This window comes from Streptomyces sp. NPDC057438, assembly GCF_042802995.1.
In the GTDB taxonomy this organism is placed as follows: domain Bacteria; phylum Actinomycetota; class Actinomycetes; order Streptomycetales; family Streptomycetaceae; genus Streptomyces.
Genome location: NZ_JBHVDD010000051.1, coordinates 31,392 through 49,583 on the forward strand (window position 1 = coordinate 31,392; position 18,192 = coordinate 49,583).

General features: G+C 73.4%; 14 protein-coding genes. 5 read left to right on the forward strand and 9 right to left on the reverse strand.

Annotated features, from left to right (window positions below; all coding sequences use genetic code 11):
* Positions 1-247: 247 nt before the first annotated feature.
* A complete protein-coding gene (locus tag ACFU5F_RS25425) occupies positions 248-1,933 on the forward strand; it encodes a PucR family transcriptional regulator (RefSeq protein WP_383891479.1) in 1,686 nt (561 codons plus the stop codon).
* A gap of 150 nt (positions 1,934-2,083) precedes the next feature.
* Positions 2,084-2,860 carry a hypothetical protein gene (locus ACFU5F_RS25430; RefSeq protein WP_383891482.1) on the forward strand — a complete coding sequence of 259 codons (777 nt, stop codon included), beginning with the start codon at positions 2,084-2,086 and terminating at the stop codon, positions 2,858-2,860.
* Positions 2,861-3,076: 216 nt separating this feature from the next.
* On the opposite strand, the gene ACFU5F_RS25435 is transcribed toward ACFU5F_RS25430, so the two are convergent.
* Positions 3,077-3,967 carry a GntR family transcriptional regulator gene (locus tag ACFU5F_RS25435; protein ID WP_383891485.1) on the reverse strand — a complete coding sequence of 297 codons (891 nt, stop codon included), beginning with the start codon at positions 3,965-3,967 and terminating at the stop codon, positions 3,077-3,079.
* Between the two features lie 199 nt (positions 3,968-4,166).
* On the opposite strand from ACFU5F_RS25435, the gene ACFU5F_RS25440 reads away from it, so the two are divergent.
* Entirely contained in the window at positions 4,167-5,033 is an 867-nt protein-coding gene (locus ACFU5F_RS25440) for a (2Fe-2S)-binding protein (protein ID WP_383891487.1), read from the forward strand.
* Positions 5,034-5,369: 336 nt separating this feature from the next.
* Positions 5,370-6,428 (forward strand): DUF2637 domain-containing protein, encoded by a 1,059-nt coding sequence (locus ACFU5F_RS25445; protein WP_383891489.1) that lies wholly within the window; start codon positions 5,370-5,372, stop codon positions 6,426-6,428.
* Positions 6,429-6,538: 110 nt separating this feature from the next.
* Here the strand turns inward: ACFU5F_RS25445 and ACFU5F_RS25450 are convergent, their stop codons facing one another.
* Both ACFU5F_RS25450 and ACFU5F_RS25455 read right to left on the reverse strand, forming a co-directional pair.
* Positions 6,539-7,036 (reverse strand): ATP-binding protein, encoded by a 498-nt coding sequence (locus ACFU5F_RS25450; protein ID WP_383891492.1) that lies wholly within the window; start codon positions 7,034-7,036, stop codon positions 6,539-6,541.
* Between the two features lie 441 nt (positions 7,037-7,477).
* Positions 7,478-9,526 carry a protein phosphatase 2C domain-containing protein gene (locus ACFU5F_RS25455; RefSeq protein WP_383891495.1) on the reverse strand — a complete coding sequence of 683 codons (2,049 nt, stop codon included), beginning with the start codon at positions 9,524-9,526 and terminating at the stop codon, positions 7,478-7,480.
* Positions 9,527-9,918: 392 nt separating this feature from the next.
* Between ACFU5F_RS25455 and ACFU5F_RS25460 the strand changes: the two genes are divergently transcribed.
* Complete coding sequence (locus tag ACFU5F_RS25460; RefSeq protein ID WP_383891498.1) at positions 9,919-10,401, forward strand: DUF456 domain-containing protein; 483 nt, start codon at positions 9,919-9,921, stop codon at positions 10,399-10,401.
* A 39-nt stretch (positions 10,402-10,440) separates the two neighbouring features.
* On the opposite strand, the gene ACFU5F_RS25465 is transcribed toward ACFU5F_RS25460, so the two are convergent.
* The 6 genes from ACFU5F_RS25465 to ACFU5F_RS25490 all read right to left on the reverse strand — a co-directional run bounded on the left by ACFU5F_RS25465 (position 10,441) and on the right by ACFU5F_RS25490 (position 18,110).
* Complete coding sequence (locus ACFU5F_RS25465; protein ID WP_383891501.1) at positions 10,441-10,950, reverse strand: methylated-DNA--[protein]-cysteine S-methyltransferase; 510 nt, start codon at positions 10,948-10,950, stop codon at positions 10,441-10,443.
* A gap of 181 nt (positions 10,951-11,131) precedes the next feature.
* Positions 11,132-12,241, reverse strand: a complete 1,110-nt coding sequence (rsgA, locus tag ACFU5F_RS25470; RefSeq protein ID WP_383891504.1) for a ribosome small subunit-dependent GTPase A — start codon at positions 12,239-12,241, stop codon at positions 11,132-11,134.
* Positions 12,242-12,573: 332 nt separating this feature from the next.
* Positions 12,574-13,410, reverse strand: coding sequence for an alpha/beta fold hydrolase (locus tag ACFU5F_RS25475; RefSeq protein WP_383891506.1), 837 nt, complete (start codon positions 13,408-13,410; stop codon positions 12,574-12,576).
* Between the two features lie 236 nt (positions 13,411-13,646).
* Entirely contained in the window at positions 13,647-15,188 is a 1,542-nt protein-coding gene (locus ACFU5F_RS25480; RefSeq protein WP_383891509.1) for a cellulose binding domain-containing protein, read from the reverse strand.
* Positions 15,189-15,555: 367 nt separating this feature from the next.
* On the reverse strand, positions 15,556-16,899 hold the full coding sequence (locus tag ACFU5F_RS25485; RefSeq protein ID WP_383891512.1) for a radical SAM protein: 1,344 nt from the start codon (positions 16,897-16,899) through the stop codon (positions 15,556-15,558).
* A gap of 203 nt (positions 16,900-17,102) precedes the next feature.
* A complete protein-coding gene (locus ACFU5F_RS25490; protein ID WP_383891514.1) occupies positions 17,103-18,110 on the reverse strand; it encodes a hydroxyacid dehydrogenase in 1,008 nt (335 codons plus the stop codon).
* Positions 18,111-18,192: the final 82 nt, after the last annotated feature.

Consider the following 18,192-nt stretch of genomic DNA (forward strand, 5'->3'; position numbering starts at 1 on the left):
TCTCAGTACACAGCGCCCGCCGGGCCCGGGTCAGTCACGGAAAACATGAAGGAGTTGGCTGGCCAAGGGGCGCATCTTGTAGATTCGTATGAACGGAGACCGTCGGCAACCTCTGCGTTTTCGGCTGGAAACATGCCGCACACACGCGGGGTCCCGGCCTCCGCGACCAACCCTCCTCCGGAAGCCCCGCACACGCTTCCCGGGCGAACCGGACGTTGTTTTCTAGACAAGAACGGCGGCGACGAGAATGCGGCTGCGCGCACTGCTGGACACCGACGCGCTGGGTCTGCGGCTGCTCGGCGGCGGGGACGAGCTGGACCGCGCCGTGCGCGGGGTGATGACCACCGACCTCAGGGACCCCAGCCGCTATCTCTCCGGCGGCGAGCTGGTGCTCACGGGCCTGGCCTGGCGCCGCGACGCCGCCGACTCCGAGCCCTTCGTGAGGCTCCTGGCCGGTGCCGGGGTGGCCGCGCTGGCGGCCGGGGAGGCCGAGCTGGGCGACATTCCGGAGGACCTCGTCGTGGCCTGCGCCCGGCACCGGCTGCCGCTTTTCGCGGTCAACGAGTCGGTGGCCTTCGCGACGATCACCGAGCACGTCGTACGGCAGGTCTCCGGCGAGCGCGCCGGGGACCTGGCGGCCGTGGTGGACCGGCACCGCCGGATGATGACCTCCGGCCCCGCGGGCGGCGGCCCGGACGTGGTCCTGGACCTGCTGGGCTCGGACCTGGACCTGCGCGCCTGGGTGCTCTCCCCCACCGGCCGGCTCGTCGCGGGCCCCGAGGACGCCGGGCCCGTCCCGCCCGCCGAACTGCGCGCGCGGCTGGCCGCCGAGCACCTGGCGGCGACCCGCACGGGACGGCGGGGACCGCACCGCGTGGCCGTCGGCTCCACCACGTACTCGCTCTTCCCCGTCGGCGGCGCGAGCCGCGGCACGGACCCCGGCGGGGCCGCCGCGCGCGACATGCGCGCGGCCGTGCTGTCCGAGTGGCTCCTCGCGGTCGAGGCCGACGCCGGGGACTGGCCCGCCGAGCGGCTCGACCTGCTGTACGGCGTCACCCAGCTGATCGCGGTCGAGCGCGACCGGCGCGACGCGGCCCGTACGGTACGGCGCCGGCTCGCCCAGGAGGTGCTGGAGCTGGTGCAGGCGGGGGCGGCCCCGGCCGAGATCGCGGCGCGGCTGCGGGTGGCCGCGCCGGTGCTGCTGCCCGGCCTCGGGTCGGCGCCGCACTGGCAGATCGTCGTGGCCCGGCTGGACCGGGACGGCGACGGGGCCGACGGCGGTCCGGTCACCCAGGCGCTGCTGGAGGAGATCCTCGTCGACCCCCTGGCGACGGGCCCGGAGCCCTCGGACCGCATCGCCGTCGCCCACACGGGTGAGGAGGCCATCGCCCTCGTCCCCCTCCCCGCGCTCGCCTCGGGGCCCGACGGCACGGAGCCCGGCGTCCACGCCGACACGCTCCTCACCGCCGTACGGGACCCGCTGACCGCCGGCCTCGACGACGACGGGCGGCTCACCCTCGGCGTGAGCGCGGCCGTGCACTCGGCGGAGGGCCTGCGCGGCGCGCTGGAGGAGGCCCGGCACGCCCGCCGGGTGGCCGCCGCCCGCTCCGGCCGGGTGTGCGCGGCCGGTCACCAGGAACTGGCCTCGCACGTACTGCTCCTGCCCTTCGTCCCCGACGACGTGCGCCGCGCCTTCACGGCCCGGCTCCTGGACCCGCTGCGCGACTACGACCGCCGGCACCGCGCCGAGCTGATTCCCACCCTGGAGGCGTTCCTGGAGTGCGACGGCTCCTGGACGCGCTGCGCCGCCCGGCTCCACCTGCACGTCAACACGCTGCGCTACCGGGTGGGCCGCATCGAGCAGTTGACGGGCCGGGACCTCTCCCGGCTGGAGGACAAACTGGACTTCTTCCTGGCCCTGCGCATGAGCTGAGGCCATGGGGTGGTGGGACAAGATCCAAGTGCGCCGTCCGCACCCCATGACTTTGTGAATTCCTTCACCCACCCCCTTGGCCGGGCCCCGGAATCCGTGCTGAGATGCGGCCACCACTCAAAGCTCAAGGGCGTGCTCGGGGAGGGCAACGTGGCGCATACCGCCATGTCTGGTAACGGAACGACCGCCGGTGACGATCCACTCCAGACCGCGGTATGGCGGCTGCGCTCACGCGCCTGCTGGGTCGACGCGGCAGCCCTGATCGAGCCCGACACCCCACGGTCCTCGCTGCAGCGGACCGCGCTGCTCGTCGAACGCTGCCTCTACACCGAGCAGGGCTGGGAGGAGGCCGAGGACGCGCTGCGCACGGCCGAGGCGCAGGCCCGCACCGACGACGAGCGGGGCGCCGCGGCCTGCGAGCGCGGGCAACTGGCGTACGCGGCCACGCTGCTCCGGGTCCGGGACCGCGCCGACGAGGCGCGGGCCGCGCTCGGCCGGGCGGCGGCCCTGATCGCTCCCGGCGCGCCCGGCCGGGCCCTGCTCGACTTCCGGCGGGGCGTCCTCGCCGAGAACCTGGCCCGCTCCCCGCAGGCCGCCCGCGCGGCCTATCGCCGGGCCCACGCCGGTGCCACCGCGCACGGGGACCTGCTCCTGCAGTCCTTCACCTGGCGTCATCTCGCCGGGCTCGCCCTGCGGGACGGCGAGCTGGCCGAGGCACGGCACGGCTTCGCCGAATCCCTGCGCATTCGCGAGGAGTTGGGCTACCTGGTCGGCACCGCCCCCGCTCTCGTGGCCCTCGCCGACACCGAGTCCGAACCGGAGGCCGCGCGCCTGCGCGAGGAGGCGGGGCGGCTGTTCCGGCTCCTGGGAGGCGTACCGACGTGGCTGGCCCGGCAGTTGGCGCCCCCGCCGGCCGCGACGGCTTGACGGGACGGGACGGAAAGTCGCGCCGGGGAGCGATTTCGGCTTCGGGCCCGTGGGACTTCTCGCGCAGTTCCCCGCGCCCCTGAAAGGCAGGGGCTGCGCCCCGAGCGTTTCAGGGGCGCGAGGCCGTCGTCCTTCAGGCCCGCAAGGGTCTGGGCATTGAGGGGCGCGGGGAACTGCGCAAGAAGCCCCACCGGGCCCGCGGTCGCCGACGCGACCTCAGCCCAGCACCCCGAAGTGCTTCTCCACCAGACAGCACGCCGCTTCCAGGTCCTCCGCCACCAACGCGTCCAGCAGCGCGATGTGTTCCGCCGCGTCGGCCATCAGCTCGACCCGGCCGCCGCTCCCGATATCACCCGAGTGGCCCGCCCCCAGGGGGAGTTGCGTACGCCGGTGCAGATCGTCCGTGATCTGCAGAAGCTGCTCGTTCCCGGCCAGCCCCAGCACCCCCCGGTGGAAGGCCCGGTCCGCGTCGCCGTACGTGGCCCGGCACCCGGAGGACGCGGCGCGTGCCGTCTCGTCGGCGAGCGGCCGCAGTGCGCCCCAGCGGTCCGCCGGCACCGTCCGCGCGAGCCGCAGGACCACCGGCACCTGCAGCAGCGCCCGTACCTCGGCCAGCTCGGCCAGCTCGCGGGCGCCCCGCCGTACGACCCGGAACCCCCGGTTGGGCACGACCTCGACCGCGCCCTCGATGGCCAGCTGCTGCATCGCCTCGCGCACGGGGGTCGCGGACACCCCGAACCGCTCACCCAGCGCGGGCGCCGAGTACACCTCGCCCGGTGCCAGCTCCCCGCCCGCGAGCGCGGCCCGCAGTGCGTCGAGGATCTGCCCCCGCACGGAGGCCCGCTGAACGACGGGGCGCCCGGGCGTGCGCGGGAGCGGGATGGGGGTCTCGCTGTGCGTGTGCTCGCCCCGGGCCGCGTCGGCGACGGCACCCGTGCCGCCACGCGCCGGAGCGGGGCCGCCCCCGTCCGCCGCGATGCCCCGCTCCCGGTCGACGTCCGCGACTCCGGGCTGCGCGGGCACGCGGTAGGCCGACGCGGGACGGGCGGCGGCGGCCTCCGTCGCACGCGCGGCGGCCTCACGCGAGCGCGGTCCGGCCTGCTCCACGGGTCCTCCTGCGAGCCGAGTCGTGTGTCGAGTGGATCGAGCAGCGCGGCCCGCCGGGGTACATGGGGGCGCTTAGGTCACTACTGGGGTTGTTACCGGTCGTAAAGCACCATAGGCGCACATGCCCTCAGTTCAAACCTCGACCACCTCGGGTAAGGTAAGCCTTACTTGGCAGCGATGGCGAAACGGCGGTCCCCGTATGCCCCACTCAGCTCCGGCACCGGCCCCCACCGTGCGCACGTCGCCGCTGACGGCCGCGTACGCCCGCATGACCGAGGTCCTGCCGATGGTGAGCGTGACAGAACTCTCCCCCACGGATCCGCTGCCCGACGGCGAGGGGTGGGTGTCGGCCGCCGGACTCGCGGCGGCCGGAGCCGAGCTGGACGCGTTCCTCGCCTGGGACGAGGCGCAGATACGCCGGGACCACGGCCGCGAGGGGCGCCCCGACGTGGTGGCGGCCTTCGGACTGCACCGGTACGCCTGGTACGCCTGCCTCCTCTTCACCGTCCCCTGGTTCCTGCGGCGCCGGGTGCCCCGGTTCCCCGCCGGGCAGGTCGCGTTCCACCGCGAGGAGAGCCGGCTGGCGGTGCGGGGCGCGTCGTTCAGCTGTCTGCCGGGCGATCCGGCGGCCGGCGACCCGGGCGCGCGGGTGGTCCCGGACGAGGAGGCGCTGCGGGCCGAGGTGCGGGCGGCGTTCGCCGAGCACATAGAGCCGGTCCTCGGCGGTTTCGGCCCCCGGATGAGGCGGCGCGGGCGGGCGCTGTGGGGCATGGCGACCGACGAGATCGTCGAGGGGATCTGGTACGTCGCCGAACTCCTGGGCGCCGACGAGCAGGAGCGGTGCCGACGCGAGCTGGAGCTGCTCCTGCCGGGCGCGACCCGGCCGTACGTGGGCGCCGCCGGCTTCCGTGAACTGACCGGCCCCGGCGGCGAGCCGCTGCCCACCCGGGACCGGGCGAGCTGCTGCATGTTCTACACACTGGCCCCCGAGGACACCTGCGCCACCTGCCCGCGCACCTGCGAGGCGGACCGGATCGGCAAACTGGTGGCCGCTGCCGCCGGTTGACGGACCGTCGCGGGACGGGGATGCTTCTCGCCGGGCGACCCCCCGGTGATCGCGCACGGCATGTGCCGTAAGATCAACTCCGGATGGGACCCTCGTTCGATTACAGGTAGTTCACAAGTTCCTCACTTGCCGCAGGAACTTTCCGTGGAACCACTCGAACGGGTAATCTCACTCGCACTCAACTCCCGTCCCTCGCGCGGTAGTTCGAGCAGAATGCCGCCTGGCGTCACTCATTGCACTTCTTTGGCGGTCTCTTGCCCCGAAACCCCCTGAGGGCCGCGAGGATTGGGCCACTATGGCGGGCGTTACGCCCTATCCCAATGCAAGGGACCCCTGATGAGATTGACCGACATATCGCTGAACTGGCTGCTTCCGGGCGCCGTACTGCTCCTGGGGATGCTGGCGGCGGTTGCGGTGCTCGCGCGCGGCAAGCGCTCCGGGGAGCACGCGAAGACCGATGATTCCTGGGAACGCAGCGAGGAGCGCCGCCGGCGCAAGGAGGCTCTGTACGCCACCGCCTCCTACATCCTCCTCTTCTGCTGTGCCGCGGTGGCCGCCGCGCTCTCCTTCCGCGGCCTGGTCGGCTTCGGCGAGCAGAACCTCGGCCTCAGCAACGGGTGGCAGTACCTGGTTCCGTTCGGCCTGGACGGCGCCGCCATGTTCTGCTCGGTGCTCGCGGTGCGCGAGGCCAGCCACGGTGACGCGGCCCTCGGTTCACGCATACTCGTCTGGACGTTCGCGGGTGCGGCTGCCTGGTTCAACTGGGTGCACGCGCCCAGGGGCCTCGGTCACGACGGCGCGCCGCAGTTCTTCGCAGGCATGTCCATGTCCGCCGCGGTGCTCTTCGACCGTGCCCTCAAGCAGACCCGCCGGGCCGCGCTGCGCGAGCAGGGCCTGGTCCCGCGCCCGCTGCCGCAGATCCGCATCGTCCGCTGGCTGCGGGCCCCGCGTGAGACCTACAAGGCCTGGTCGTTGATGCTTCTGGAGGGCGTGCGCAGCCTGGACGAGGCCGTCGACGAGGTGCGCGAGGACAAGCGGATCAAGGAAGAGAACCGGACGCGCAAGCGCGAGCAGGAGCGTCTGGAGCGCGCCCACCTGAAGGCGATCAGCCGGGGCCACCGGGGCCTGCCCGGTCGTGGCGGCGGTGGCGGTGGCGGTGGCCAGCGCCAGGTGGACACCACGGTGGAGCGTGTACCGGCGGCCCAGGTGGCCTCGGAGCCTGCCATATCGACGCCGGAGCAGCTGCCCGTGCGCTCGCGTCCCTCCCTGCAGCCCGTGCGCAACGCTGACAAGTCGCTCACCGTCGACCTCACCGCCGAGGACGACACGATGGCCCTGCCGCGCCTCGACTCCCTGGAGCGCAAGCTCAAGGACCTGGAGCAGCAGTTCGGCTGAGCACGAGCGACGGCTCGGACGGAGCCACACATCGGACAGGGGCGCGGCAGGAAGCCGCGCCCCTGTCCGTTGCGTGCGTCTGTCTCACGCGCCCCGTGCAGACACCCGTGTCATGACGTCGAGGGGGCCGTCAGCCCGCCGTCGAGGTCGAACCACACCGCCTTGCCCACGCCGTGCGGCCGAACCCCCCAGGCGTCGGCGAGGGCCTGGACGAGAAAGAGACCGCGCCCGCCGGTGCTGTCGTCGGCGATCGGCGCCCTCGGCCTGGGCCTGCGCCCCACGAAGTCCCGGACCTCCACATGGAGTCCGTTCGGTGAGACGGTCGCCGTCAGCACCGCGTCGCGGTCGGTGTGGATGAGCGCGTTGGTGACCAGCTCGCTCGTCAGCAGTTCCGCTATCTCCGATCGCTCCGGCCGCCCCCATTGCCGCAACAGCTCCCGCAGGGCCCTGCGCGCCTCGGGCACCGCCTTCAGATCCGCCCGACCCAGTGTGCGCTCCAACTGCTCCGCGTCGGCCCCGTCCGTCGTGTCGCCGACCGCATCCTCCACCGTCTCTGCCGAGGTGGCCCCTTTCGCCACGGGACCGCTCCCTCGCGCCTGCCTCTTCATGACCCCCGCCCACGCGCCGATGACAATTCCCCCTGTTCCGAACACGTACACGGGGATCCATGCCCCGTCCGGATCGCGGCACTCATGTCGAATCGTCAACGACCCTCCGTACGCTTTCAAACGCACAGGGTCAAGCCAGCCGTCGGCGACGGGGGAGAGCGCTTGTCCTCCCCGGAACCCCCGGCACAGCGCGTCGGGCCCGAACCCGCCGCATGCCCGGCACCCCGCACCCGGCGCGGCGGACGGACACAACCGCCCATGCGAGGGCGCGGATCCGGCCGCCGTCCACCGGGCTACGGCCCCCGGTCACGCGGCGCGCTCCCCGCCCGAACCGGCCACCCGGCTCGATGATGTTGATTGGCCGGAAGTGTGCGCCGGAACGGGCCACTGCGCCGGGGCTGCGCGGCTGATTGACGCCCTTCCTCGTCCTGCGGGCGGCGGTCACGCCTCCCACACGGCGGCGGCCGTACGGTCGTCCGCGTAGCCCTTGACCCTGACCTGCGCATCGGCGAGGAAGGCGGCGAGACCGGGTGGCTCGCCCGCTCCCCAGCGCGAGGCCAGATGCTCGGCGAGCGGGGCCTCTCCCCGCAGTGGTTCGGCCAGACCGCCGCTGCACAGGAGCAGGACGTCCTCCTCCCGGGCTACGGAGGCGCGGAAGCGGAACGGTTCGCGAGGAGGCGCGGGGGCGGGTTCGTACGGGCTCGGGGGCGTCGTGATACCGAGGTCCATGGTGAGGCGGTCGCCCTCGGGGGTCTCGTGCGGCAGTGAGCCGAAGCCGAGCACCGGCGCACCCGGCGTGTCGGCGACCCGGGGCTCTATGTCCTGCCACTCCCCGTCCCGCAGCCGGAACAGCCCGCCGGCGCCCACCCCGAAGAACACACGCGTACGGCACCGGGGGTCGGCCGGGATCAGCAGGCAGCGCAGACTCGCCGTGTACTCCTCCGGATCGAGGCCCTGCTCGACCGCGCCGGCGCGCAGCTTGCCGAGGCTGCGGTCGGTGAGCCGGTGCAGCCCGGACTTGAGGTCACCGCGCCGGGCCGCGCGGATGTCCTCGACCAACCGGGTGTGGCTCAGCCCGACGGCCCGCCCGATCCACCGGCACGCCTCCGCCGCCGCGCGGTGCGCACCCGGTGTGGCGCGGGCGCCGGTCGCCATGGCCACCAGGACGAGTGCCTGTTCGCCGAGGCCGAAGCGGGCGGTGAGGAGCGCGTCACGGCGCGGCTCGCCCCGGTAGCGCGCGGAGTCGCCGCGCAGCGACGCGGCTCGAATCGTGCACGCCCCGTAGCGCGCGCCGTCCAGCACCGTGTCCGCGACCAGGTCCCCGAGGTCCTCCGGGTCCGCCGGGGGCAGTGTGGTCGGCTCCGCGTCGTACGTGGGCGGCCCCGACCCGACGTAGTCGACCCGGACCCGCCGGCTGCCGGTGACCGGGGTGGCCTCCTGGGCCTGGAGGCCGGGGGGCCGGGCGTCGGACGGTTCGGCGGAGGAGGGAGCCGACGGGCTCACGGCGGGCACTCCGCCCGGGGAGCGCTGCGCGGGCGCACGCCTCCAGGGCGCCACCGCGCGGACGCCCGGCGGGGTGAGCCCGGCCGGAAAGGTCACCGGCCCCGACGGCTGCGCCGCCGGCGGCTCCCAGGGCGCCCGCCGCGAGACGGGCCCGCTGTGCCGGCGAGGGTCCTCGACGGGGACGGGGGGCGGCGAGGGAGGGATGCGGTCGGGGGGCAGAGCGGGGACCGGAGGTGGAGGGGCGTGGCCGGGGGACGGCGGGGCGTGGTCGGGAGGCGGAGGGGTGCGGCCGGGGGACGGTGGGGTGTGCTCGGGCGGTGGAGGGGTGCGGCCGGATGAGGGCGGGGCGTGGCCGGGGGACGGCGGGGTGTGCTCGGGCGGTGGAGGGGTGCGGCCGGACGACGGCGGGAGGCCGGCGCTCGGGGTGGTGCCGGTGAGCGGGGGCGGGGCCGGGGGCGCGAGGGGAATCGTGCGGTCGTCCGGCACGCTCCTGTCTTCCCGGCCCCGGGGCCCGGCCGACCGGCTCTGCGGAGGCACCCGGTCCGTGTGCGGGACCGGGGCGCGGCCGGTGGGCTGGGGCGCGGCGTCGGCCGAGCCCCTTGTCGTGTCCGGGGCGGTCACCGGCCCGCCCGGGGGTCTGTCGGGCACCCCACGGGACGTTCTCCTCGCGGCGGAGGTGTCCGGCACTGCTGCCCAGGCACCGGAGGTGCCTGGTACGGCCCCCCAGGCGCCCGGCGCGCCCGACGCCCGCGGCACGTCCGCGGGACCGGTCGCGTCCGGCGGCCCCGCCGCCCCCGACGCGTCCGGTGCGTCCTGCGCGCTTCTCGTGGTCTGCGGCGGCTCCCCGACCGTGTCCGCCGCCGAGGCGAAGCGGTCGTCTAGGGAATCGGCCGCGACCGAGGGGCCCGTGTCCCCGTCGGTGTCGTCGTACAACTGCCGCCACCAGTCGTCCTCGTGACCGGTGGGCCTCTCCCCCTGCTGGCTCATGCCCCTAATTGTCCACCTCGGGAGCCGTATGAAAACGGGGCATCCGGAAAATCGGTCCGCGGAGCCGACGAGCTCACGGCGTGTCGGACTACACGTCGAACTCCGGTGCGAGGCAAGGGAGTCGGGGGATCGCTGGGACCACGAGGTCGACAGACCGCCGGGCGGTGCCACCCCCCACGGGAGAAACCGCCCGGCGGCGCAGGCGACCGGGGCGCGGTGCGGGCGCGCGGGCCGGTCGGCCCGAGTGTGGCGCAGGTGCCTGGGAGTCCGCTGTGGGGCCACGCCCCGTCGGCCGCCGACCGGTGCGGGGACCCCGCCGCCAGACCCCGGTGGTGACCGGGGACCGGCCTTTCTGACCTGCGCTTTCGGGCGTGGTCCGGCACCCTGGGCAGATGGGAGCGTGGGAACTCCTGCTGGTCGCGGTGGTGCTGCTGCTCGGCCTGTGCGGAGTGCTGGTGCCCGGCGTGCCGGGGTCCTGGCTGGTGTGGGCCGGGGTCATGTGGTGGGCGCTGGAGGACCCGCGGCCCGCCGCCTGGTGGGTGCTGGTCGGCTCCACCGTCGTGCTGCTCGCGTCTTGGGCGGTCCGCTGGGGCCTGCCGCCCCGCCGCCTGGCCGAGAGCGGCGCCACCCCCCGCATGGGCATGTACGCGGGCTCCGGTGCCTTCCTCGGCTTCGTGCTGCTTCCGGTGCTCGGCGCGATCCCCGGCTTCGTCGGCGGTATCTACCTCTCCGAACGGCTCCGCCTGGGCCGTCACGCCGCGGCGAAGGCCGCCACCCGCGCGGCGATGAGGGCGGGCGGGTCGAGTGTCCTGGCGGAACTCTTCGCGTGCCTGCTGGTGGCGGGGACCTGGGTGGGCGTGGTGTTCGGGAACTGAGCCGGGCCCGGGCCGTCCGGTCCCGGGGCCCTCGGCCACTCACCCCGGGCCGCTCCCCAGCACGCCCTCCAGGCCGAGGAGGAGGCGCTTGCGGCCGAGGCCGCCGGCGTACCCCGTGAGGCTGCCGTCCGCGCCGATCACCCGGTGACAGGGGCGGAGGATGAGCAGGGGGTTCGCGCCGATCGCGCCGCCCACGGCCCGCACGGCGGCCCGGGGCGCCCCGATACGGGCGGCGACGGCCCCGTACGTCGTGGTCGCACCGTAGGGGACGTCGTCGAGCGCGGCCCAGACCCGTCGCCGGAAGTCGGTGCCCTCACCGCGCAGGTCCAGACGGAATTCCCTGAGTTCTCCGGCGAAGTAGGCGGCCAGCTGCTCCTCGGCCGCCCGGAAGGGCCCCGGGTCGCGCAGCCAGCCGGGCAGCGGGACCCGGCCGCCCTTCTGGTCCGGCACGGAGAGGGAGGTGAGAACGCCGGACTCGTCGGCGGTGAGGAGGAGTCGCCCGGCGGGGCTCTCGACGACGGAGTAGTACGTGCCCTGCCCGGTGCTCACGACGGAACTCCCTGTTCCAGACCGATCATCTGTGCCCGTGCCCGAATCCGGGCCTGTGCTTCCGTGCCCCCGGGGGGTGGGGCAAGGGGAAGGCGGCGCTGCCCGCTTCCCCTCCCACCAGGATTCCACGCGGGTGGGCGGGGCCGCGCGACAGGCCCCGCTCACCCGCTCCTCGGGACGGTCAGCGGCGACCACCCCGCTTCGCCTCCATGGCCGCCCGGCCCTCCGCGTGCTTGCGCTTCCAGTCCTTCCGGATCTCGGCCCGCACCCGCGCGTCGCTCTTGGCGACGATCCGCTGGTTCTCGCGGAGCAGCTTGCGGTAGCTGTCGAGCCGTCGTTCGGGCAGTTCACCGGACTCGACCGCGCCGAGGACCGCGCAGCCGGGCTCGGCGATGTGCGCGCAGTCGTGGAAGCGGCAGTCGGCGGCGAGTGCCTCGATCTCGGCGAAGACCTGCCCGACCCCGCTCTCGGCGTCCCAGAGGCCGACGCCGCGCAGCCCGGGGGTGTCGATGAGGACCCCACCGCCGGGCAGGGCGAGGAGGTTACGGGTGGTGGTGGTGTGCCGTCCCTTGCCGTCCACGTCCCGGATGGCCTGGACGTCCATCACGTCGTCGCCGAGCAGCGCGTTGGCGAGGGTCGACTTGCCGGCGCCGGACTGCCCGAGCAGGACGGAGGTCCCGCCGGAGAGCACCGCGGCGAGGACGTCGAGGCCCTCGCCGTGGGCGGAGCTGACCGTCAGCACCGCGACGCCGGGCGCGACGGTCTCCACGTCCTGCACCAGGTGCGCCAGTGTGGCGGCGTCCGGCACGAGGTCGGCCTTGGTGAGCACGACCACCGGTTGTGCCCCGGACTCCCAGGCCAGCGCGAGGAACCGTTCGACGCGGCCGAGTTCGAGTTCCACGGCGAGCGACACGGCGACCACCGCGTAGTCGACGTTGGCCGCGAGGATCTGCCCCTCGGCGCGCTTGGAGGAGGTGGAGCGTACGAAGGCGCTGCGGCGGGGCAGGTAGGTGCGGACGTACCGGGGGTCGCCCGCGGGTTCCACGGCCACCCAGTCGCCCGTGCACACCACCCGCAGCGGGTCGTGGGGGGTGACGAAGGCGGTGTCGGCCCGCAGCAGACCGTCCGGGGTGATGACGTCGCACTGGCCTCGGTCGACCCGGACGACACGGCCGGACAGGAGGCCCTGTTCGGCGTGGACGGCGAACTCCGCTTCCCAGCCCTCGTCCCAGCCGTACGGGGTGAGGGGGTGCGAGGAGATCGAAGAAGCCGAAGGAGAAAGGTGGTTCAAGGGAAACCCTTCACAAGGGCGGCCCCGGCGGCACGCGTGTGCGTGCTGTGGTGGGAAAGGTCAGCCGGAGGCCACGGAGGTGGAGTGGATGATCTTCTGGTTGCGGGCAGCGCCCATCACAGAGACAGCCATCGGTCACACCTCCCGTTTCTCGCACGACTGAACATAACGGCTGACACCGGCAGCCCGGGGGCCACCGCGTGAAGCCCCCTCAGGATAGGAACACCGGGCGGCGGACGCCAACCGATTTAGAGGAGACCGCGCACGGCACGGCCGTCACGGGGGCGGGACCGGCCCCCGGGTCTCCCCGGCCGCCGGTCCCGCGCCGGACGTCACTTCTCCAGGAAGGCCAGGAGCGCGGTGTTGACCTCCTGCGCGTGGGTCCACAGCAGGCCGTGCGGGGCGCCCTCGATCTCGACGTAGTCGGCGGACGGGAGCGCCTTGTGGAACTGGCGCGCGGTGCCGTCCACGGGGAGGATGCGGTCGCCCGTGCCGTGCAGGATCAGGGCCGGCACGTCGATGGCTGGGATGTCCTGGCGGAAGTCGGTGTACCAGGTGGAGGGCGCGGCGGCGGCGGCGAAGAACCCGCCGCCCGCGGCCACGTCCCAGCTGTGGCGGACCGCTTCCTCGCTGATCCTGGTGCCGAGGTTCTCGTCCAGGTTGTAGAAGTCCTTGTAGAAGTCCGTGTAGTAGGCGTAGCGGTCCGCCTTGACGGCCGCGACGACCCCGTCGAAGAACTCCTTCGGAGCGACGCCGCCCGGGTTGTCGTCGGACTTCAGCAGGCAGGGCTCCAGCGACGCGAGGAACGCCACCTTGGCGACGCGCTCGGTGCCGTAGGCGGAGACGTACCGGGCGACCTCGCCGGTGCCCATCGAGAAGCCGACGAGGACGGCGTCACGCAGGTCGAGGGTCTCCATGACGGTGTTCAGGTCGGCCGCGAAGGTGTCGTAGTCGTAGCCGGTCGTCGGCTGGCTGGACTGCCCGAAGCCACGGCGGTCGTACGTGATCACGCGGTGTCCCGCCTCCAGCAGGACGGCGCTCTGCCGCTCCCAGGAGTGGCCGTCGAGGGGGAAACCGTGGATGAGGACGACCGGCTGCCCGGTGCCGTGGTCCTCGTAGTAGAGGTCGATGGTGGTGGAGTTTTCCTGGCCCACGGTGATGTACGGCATGGGGATCGTTCCTTCGTTCGACGCTGACCGGCGTCCGCCGGCGGCCCGCACTGCGGGGATGCGACGACCCTAGGAAGAACGGACCACTGTCACTCGTCCGCGCGTGCACCGGTTCTTGCCCCGTAGCGCAACGGCCGGCCGGCACGGGGCCGTGGGCGCCGGTCGCACGGCCGGAGGCGATGACGAGGGCTTCGTGGACCGGGACCGGGCGAGCGGGGCCGCTCGCCCGACCGCGTTCACTTCCCCGTGGCGCAGGGGCTGCCGTCGAGCGTGAACTTCACGGGGGCGGGGTTGTCGAAGCCCTGCCAGATGCCCAGGAAGCCCACGCCGAAGGTGCCGCCCGCCGCGACGGTCTTGTTGTAGTCGGCGGCGGTGACGCTGACCTGGGAGCCCTCCTGGTCGAAGGTGCCGTCCCACATCTGGGTGACGCGCTGGTCGCCCGCGTAGGTCCAGCCGAGGCGCCAGCCGTCGAGGGCCTTCTTGGAGGTGACGGTGAGGGTGGCCTGGAAGCCGCCGGGCCACTCGTTGACGAGCTCGTAGCGGACGAGGCACGTGGCGCCGGGCGACTTGCCGGGCTCGACCGGCTTGTGGGAGACCCGGGCCGGCGTCGAGGCGTCGCCCTGGGGTTCCTCGTTGCTGTTGCCGTTCTTGTTCTTGTCCTTGTCGTCGCCCGCGTCGTCCTTCTTCCCGGAACCGGTCGCCTCGGGCCGTGTCGTGCTCTGCAGTCCGGATCCCTCGTCGGACGGGGCCCCCGTCACCGGGAACCTCGGGTCCTGCTGGACCACCGGCGACCCGTCGGCGGAGGAGCCGCCCGCGACCGTGTCGTCCCCGCCGAAGGGTGTGAGGGAGACCGCGAGCGTCAGCACGGAGACGAGACCGGCGGCGACGAGCAGGCCGTTGCGGCTGAGGGTGAACCGGGGCCTGGCCTCGCGGCCCGGCGAGAGTCCCCGGTCGGTGCCGGTGGCGTCGGCGCGTCCGGGCAGCATCCCCGCGTCGGCCGCGCGGCGGCGGCGTTCCAGGTAGGCGAGTCCGCTCCAGCCGATCACGCCGCCGGCGAGCGCGGCGGGCAGCCCGCCGCCGTGCAGGCCGAGACAGGCCGCGGCCTCGGCGCACCCCACGCAGGTGGCGAGGTGGCGCGACAGGTCGTCGGGGGTGTCGGTGCCGGGTGAACGGGTGACCGCGTCGAGCAGCCGGGCGTAGACGCGGCAGTCGGGGTTCATGGGCGTGTCGAGCTGGCTGCGGTGGCAGCGGTCCCTGAACAGCGCCCGCACCTGGTCGAGTTCGGACGCGGCGACCGCCGGGTCCAGGCCGAGTCGGCGGGCGACCGAGCCCACCGGCAGCGACTCGACCTCGGCGAGCCACAGCAGGGCCGCGTCGGGTTCCTGCATGTCGCGCAGGGCGCGCAGGGCGAGGGGGCGGTGCAGCGGCGGGCCGGTGTAGCGCGCGGCCTTGTCCGAGTTGAGCCACAGGCGCAGGTCGGGGTCGAGCCGGTGGCCCTGGCCGCCGGCCTCCCAGGCCGTGGCGGTCGTCCTGACCCAGGTCAGGAGGAAGGGTATGCGCGGCAGTCGCAGGGCACGCCGTCCGGCGCCGCGCTCTGCTCCCGCGTCGAACTCCAGGGCCTGCGCCTCGTGCATGCCGTGCGTGAAGGCATCGGTGGCCAGTTGGGTCGCCGCGGCCGACCCGGAGGTGCACAGGTCGGCGTACGACAGGACCGCGTCCCAGCACTCCGAGAACAGCGCGGCTTCGGCGGCGTCCTGGGGCTTCGGCAGGTCGGGCATGGGTCTCCTGCATCCACAGAGCGAGGGGGGAAGTTCGCAAAAGCGGTCAACTACCCTTTGCTTCAAGGGAGTTCGGGGGGACCACCTTGCGGGTGGCCCAGAGCTTTTCACGGTTTCCGCACAACTGACAAGCTGCGTCTTCAAAAGCCGTGACCAGCGGTCACGCTTGGGGAGTTGTACGTACGCCGACCCCGAACGACTCAACCGCCACGGGAGTTACCAAACGGAAACATCGTCGGCACTCTCCGTGTCGGCCCTCTTCCCCGCCGCGGGCCCGCTGTTCCCGCGCCCTCGCCCACTCCCCAGCCCTGCACCCTCGCCCGCTAGCCCTGCACCCTCGACTCAGCCGTCCCCCTGGACCGTCGTGTCAGCCGTCCCGCCGCGCCGCCCCCTCGGTCGCCTCCTCGACGGCCGGGAGGCTGTCCATGAACGAGCTGACGGAGAAGACGGCGTTGCCGGGTCCGGGCGGGCCGTATCCGGGCGGCGACGACAGCCCGAACTCCTCCATCGTGGCGCGGTAGGCCTGCAGCAGCCGGATGTGGTACTCCAGCGGCGCGCCCTGCGGGTTGGCCTTGCCGAGCGGGGTCGTGGGCTCCGGGCACCAGGTGGTGAAGCGGGGCGTGATGCCGTGCGACATGAAGAAGCGCAGGCCCTCGGTGGTCGAGGCGATGGCCTCGTCGACCGTCTTGAAGCCGAAGGGCTCGGCCATCTCCACGCCCGCCACGAAGTTGGGGATCACGTTGCGCGCGCCGAAGACGCCCGCCGAGTCCAGGATCCGCCGGTGCCACTCGTCGCGGCCGACGTAGCGCTCCTTGCCGGGGCAGTACATCTTGAAGAGGTACTCGTCCCACACCTCGTAGTTGGGGTGGTAGATCTTCACGCCGTAGTCGTGGAAGCGCTTGACGTCGTCCAGCGGCAGCGCCTGGGCGACGACCTTGCCGATCCAGCGGTCCGGGAACCGCTCCTCGATGGCCTTGGCGTAGTGGCCGTAGAAGTCGGCCTCGTCGCGGCCCGAGACCGTCTTGGTGATGGCCCCGCCGGTGAGCGTGTACGCGGTGGACGTCTTCGCCGTGTCGTACCGGTCGATGATCTCCAGGGCTTCGAGGACCTCGTCGACGTCCTTCACGCCCGTGTAAGGGCGGCCCGCGGCCTTGTGCTGGCGCCAGTTGTGGTTGATGTCGCAGTACTGGCACTCCTCCTTCGCGCCGAAGTACTGGCAGACCCGGAAGACGGTGAGGTAGATCAGATAGCCCCACTGGATGGTCGGGGCCACCTCCATCACGGACTTCCCGTTGGAGAGGGTGTGCTTGTAGTACTCCGGCATGGGGGGAACGCCGACGTCCGCGATGCGCCTGCCGTCGAGGTACAGACCGAGGAGGCCGTCCTCGTCGGACGCCACCCGGTAGGGCGAGGACGGGTTGACGCGCACGGAGACGACCGTACGGCGCAGGTCGTACGGGCCGCCGGTGAGGATGATCTCCTCCGGCGGGCGGCGCAGCGCGGCCTCGCCCAACTCGGGGAGGGTGCCGTGGTCGAAGGAGAAGATGAAGTACGACTTCGGCTTCACCTCGCCCTTCTCGTTGTCGCTCAGCGCGGAGGCGTCGAAGGCCACACCGCCCCTGAGCAGGTCCTCCTTGAAGACGGCTTCCCGTGGCACGTGCGGGAACCTCTCCATCAGGTCCTCCACCAGTGCGGTGCGGCTGCCATCCATCCCGTTGTCTCCTCGCTCACGACGACGACGTCCGGGGGTCGCCCGCACGCACCTCCCCACGGTATGCCTCCGGCGGTCGGACGGAGGGGTGGGGGGTGCGGGTGCGTCGCCGAGTGCGAGAGGGAGGGGGCGCTCGCGCGGTTCCCCGCGCCCCTGGACAGCATCCGCGGCCGGCTCCGGGTCACGTCACGGCTCGACTCGGGTCACGCCGTCCGTTCCAGCACCGACCTGTCCAGCGCGTACGCCAGCTCCGTTCCGGCGGCGAGGCGTTCGGCCTCCTCCGTGACCGCCAGGCCGAGGCGGGCGACCTCGTTGCCCTGGGAGCCGGCCAGGTGGGGGGTGACGAAGGCGTTCGGCAGGTCGAGGAGAGGGGAGTCGGCGGGCAGGGGCTCGGGGTCGGTGACGTCGAGGATCGCGGAGAGCCGGCCGGTGCGCAGCTCGTCGACGAGCGCGTCGTGGTCGACGAGCGCGCCGCGCGCGGTGTTGACCAGGACGGCGCCGTCGGGCATCAGAGCGAGGGCGCGGCGGTCGAGGAGCCGGTGGGTCTCAGGGGTGTCCGGGGCGTGCACGGTGACGATGTCGCAGGTGCGCAGCAGTTCGTCGAGCGGCAGCAGCGGTACGCCGAGGGCGGCGGCCCCGGACTCGTCGACGTAGGGGTCGGTGAGGCTCACCCGCAGGTCGAACGGGCGCAGCAGCTCGATGACCCGGCGGCCGATGCGGGAGGCGCCGATGACACCGACGCGGCGGCCGTGGTTGCCGATGCCGGGGACGAATCCCCAGCCCGGCGAGACGCGCTCGGTCCGCAGGCGTTCGCGGCGGTTGAGGATGTCCTTGCCGGCGAGCAGGACCATGGCGAGCGTGTACTCGGCGACGGGCACGGCGTTGGCGTCGGCGGCCGTGGAGACGGCGATCCCGCGCTCCCAGACGTCCGGCGTGACGAACCCCTTCACCGAACCCGCCGAGTGCAGGATCGCCCGCAGGCCGGGCGCGGCGTCCAGGACCGCCCGGTCGATGCGGGGGCAGCCCCAGCCGGTGACCAGCACCTCGGCCGCCGCCAGCGTCTCCCGGACCCGGGGGTCGGAGAAGTCCTCGGCGACCAGGGCGGGATCGATCTCGACGGTCTTCCGCAGCCGGGACAACACCTCCGGCGGGAAGACCTGCGGAACGTTCTCGGCCGTCATGGCGAACAGAGCGAGCGGACGCTCGGGCAAGGAAGGACCTTCCGACTGGAGGAGGAGGCGGCGCGGCAGCAACCGCTTCCTACGGTAGGCAGGCGCTCACGAGAGGGTCAAT

What these genes read in the sequence shown, in the direction of transcription:
- ACFU5F_RS25425 (WP_383891479.1), top strand. Translation starts at nt 248, where the DNA reads ATGCGGCTGCGCGCACTGCTGGACACCGACGCGCTGGGTCTGCGGCTG.
- ACFU5F_RS25480 (WP_383891509.1), bottom strand. Translation starts at nt 15,188, where the DNA reads ATGCCCGACCTGCCGAAGCCCCAGGACGCCGCCGAAGCCGCGCTGTTC.
- ACFU5F_RS25460 (WP_383891498.1), top strand. Translation starts at nt 9,919, where the DNA reads ATGGGAGCGTGGGAACTCCTGCTGGTCGCGGTGGTGCTGCTGCTCGGC.
- ACFU5F_RS25450 (WP_383891492.1), bottom strand. Translation starts at nt 7,036, where the DNA reads ATGAAGAGGCAGGCGCGAGGGAGCGGTCCCGTGGCGAAAGGGGCCACC.
- ACFU5F_RS25475 (WP_383891506.1), bottom strand. Translation starts at nt 13,410, where the DNA reads ATGCCGTACATCACCGTGGGCCAGGAAAACTCCACCACCATCGACCTC.
- ACFU5F_RS25445 (WP_383891489.1), top strand. Translation starts at nt 5,370, where the DNA reads ATGAGATTGACCGACATATCGCTGAACTGGCTGCTTCCGGGCGCCGTA.
- ACFU5F_RS25455 (WP_383891495.1), bottom strand. Translation starts at nt 9,526, where the DNA reads ATGAGCCAGCAGGGGGAGAGGCCCACCGGTCACGAGGACGACTGGTGG.
- ACFU5F_RS25440 (WP_383891487.1), top strand. Translation starts at nt 4,167, where the DNA reads ATGCCCCACTCAGCTCCGGCACCGGCCCCCACCGTGCGCACGTCGCCG.
- ACFU5F_RS25485 (WP_383891512.1), bottom strand. Translation starts at nt 16,899, where the DNA reads ATGGATGGCAGCCGCACCGCACTGGTGGAGGACCTGATGGAGAGGTTC.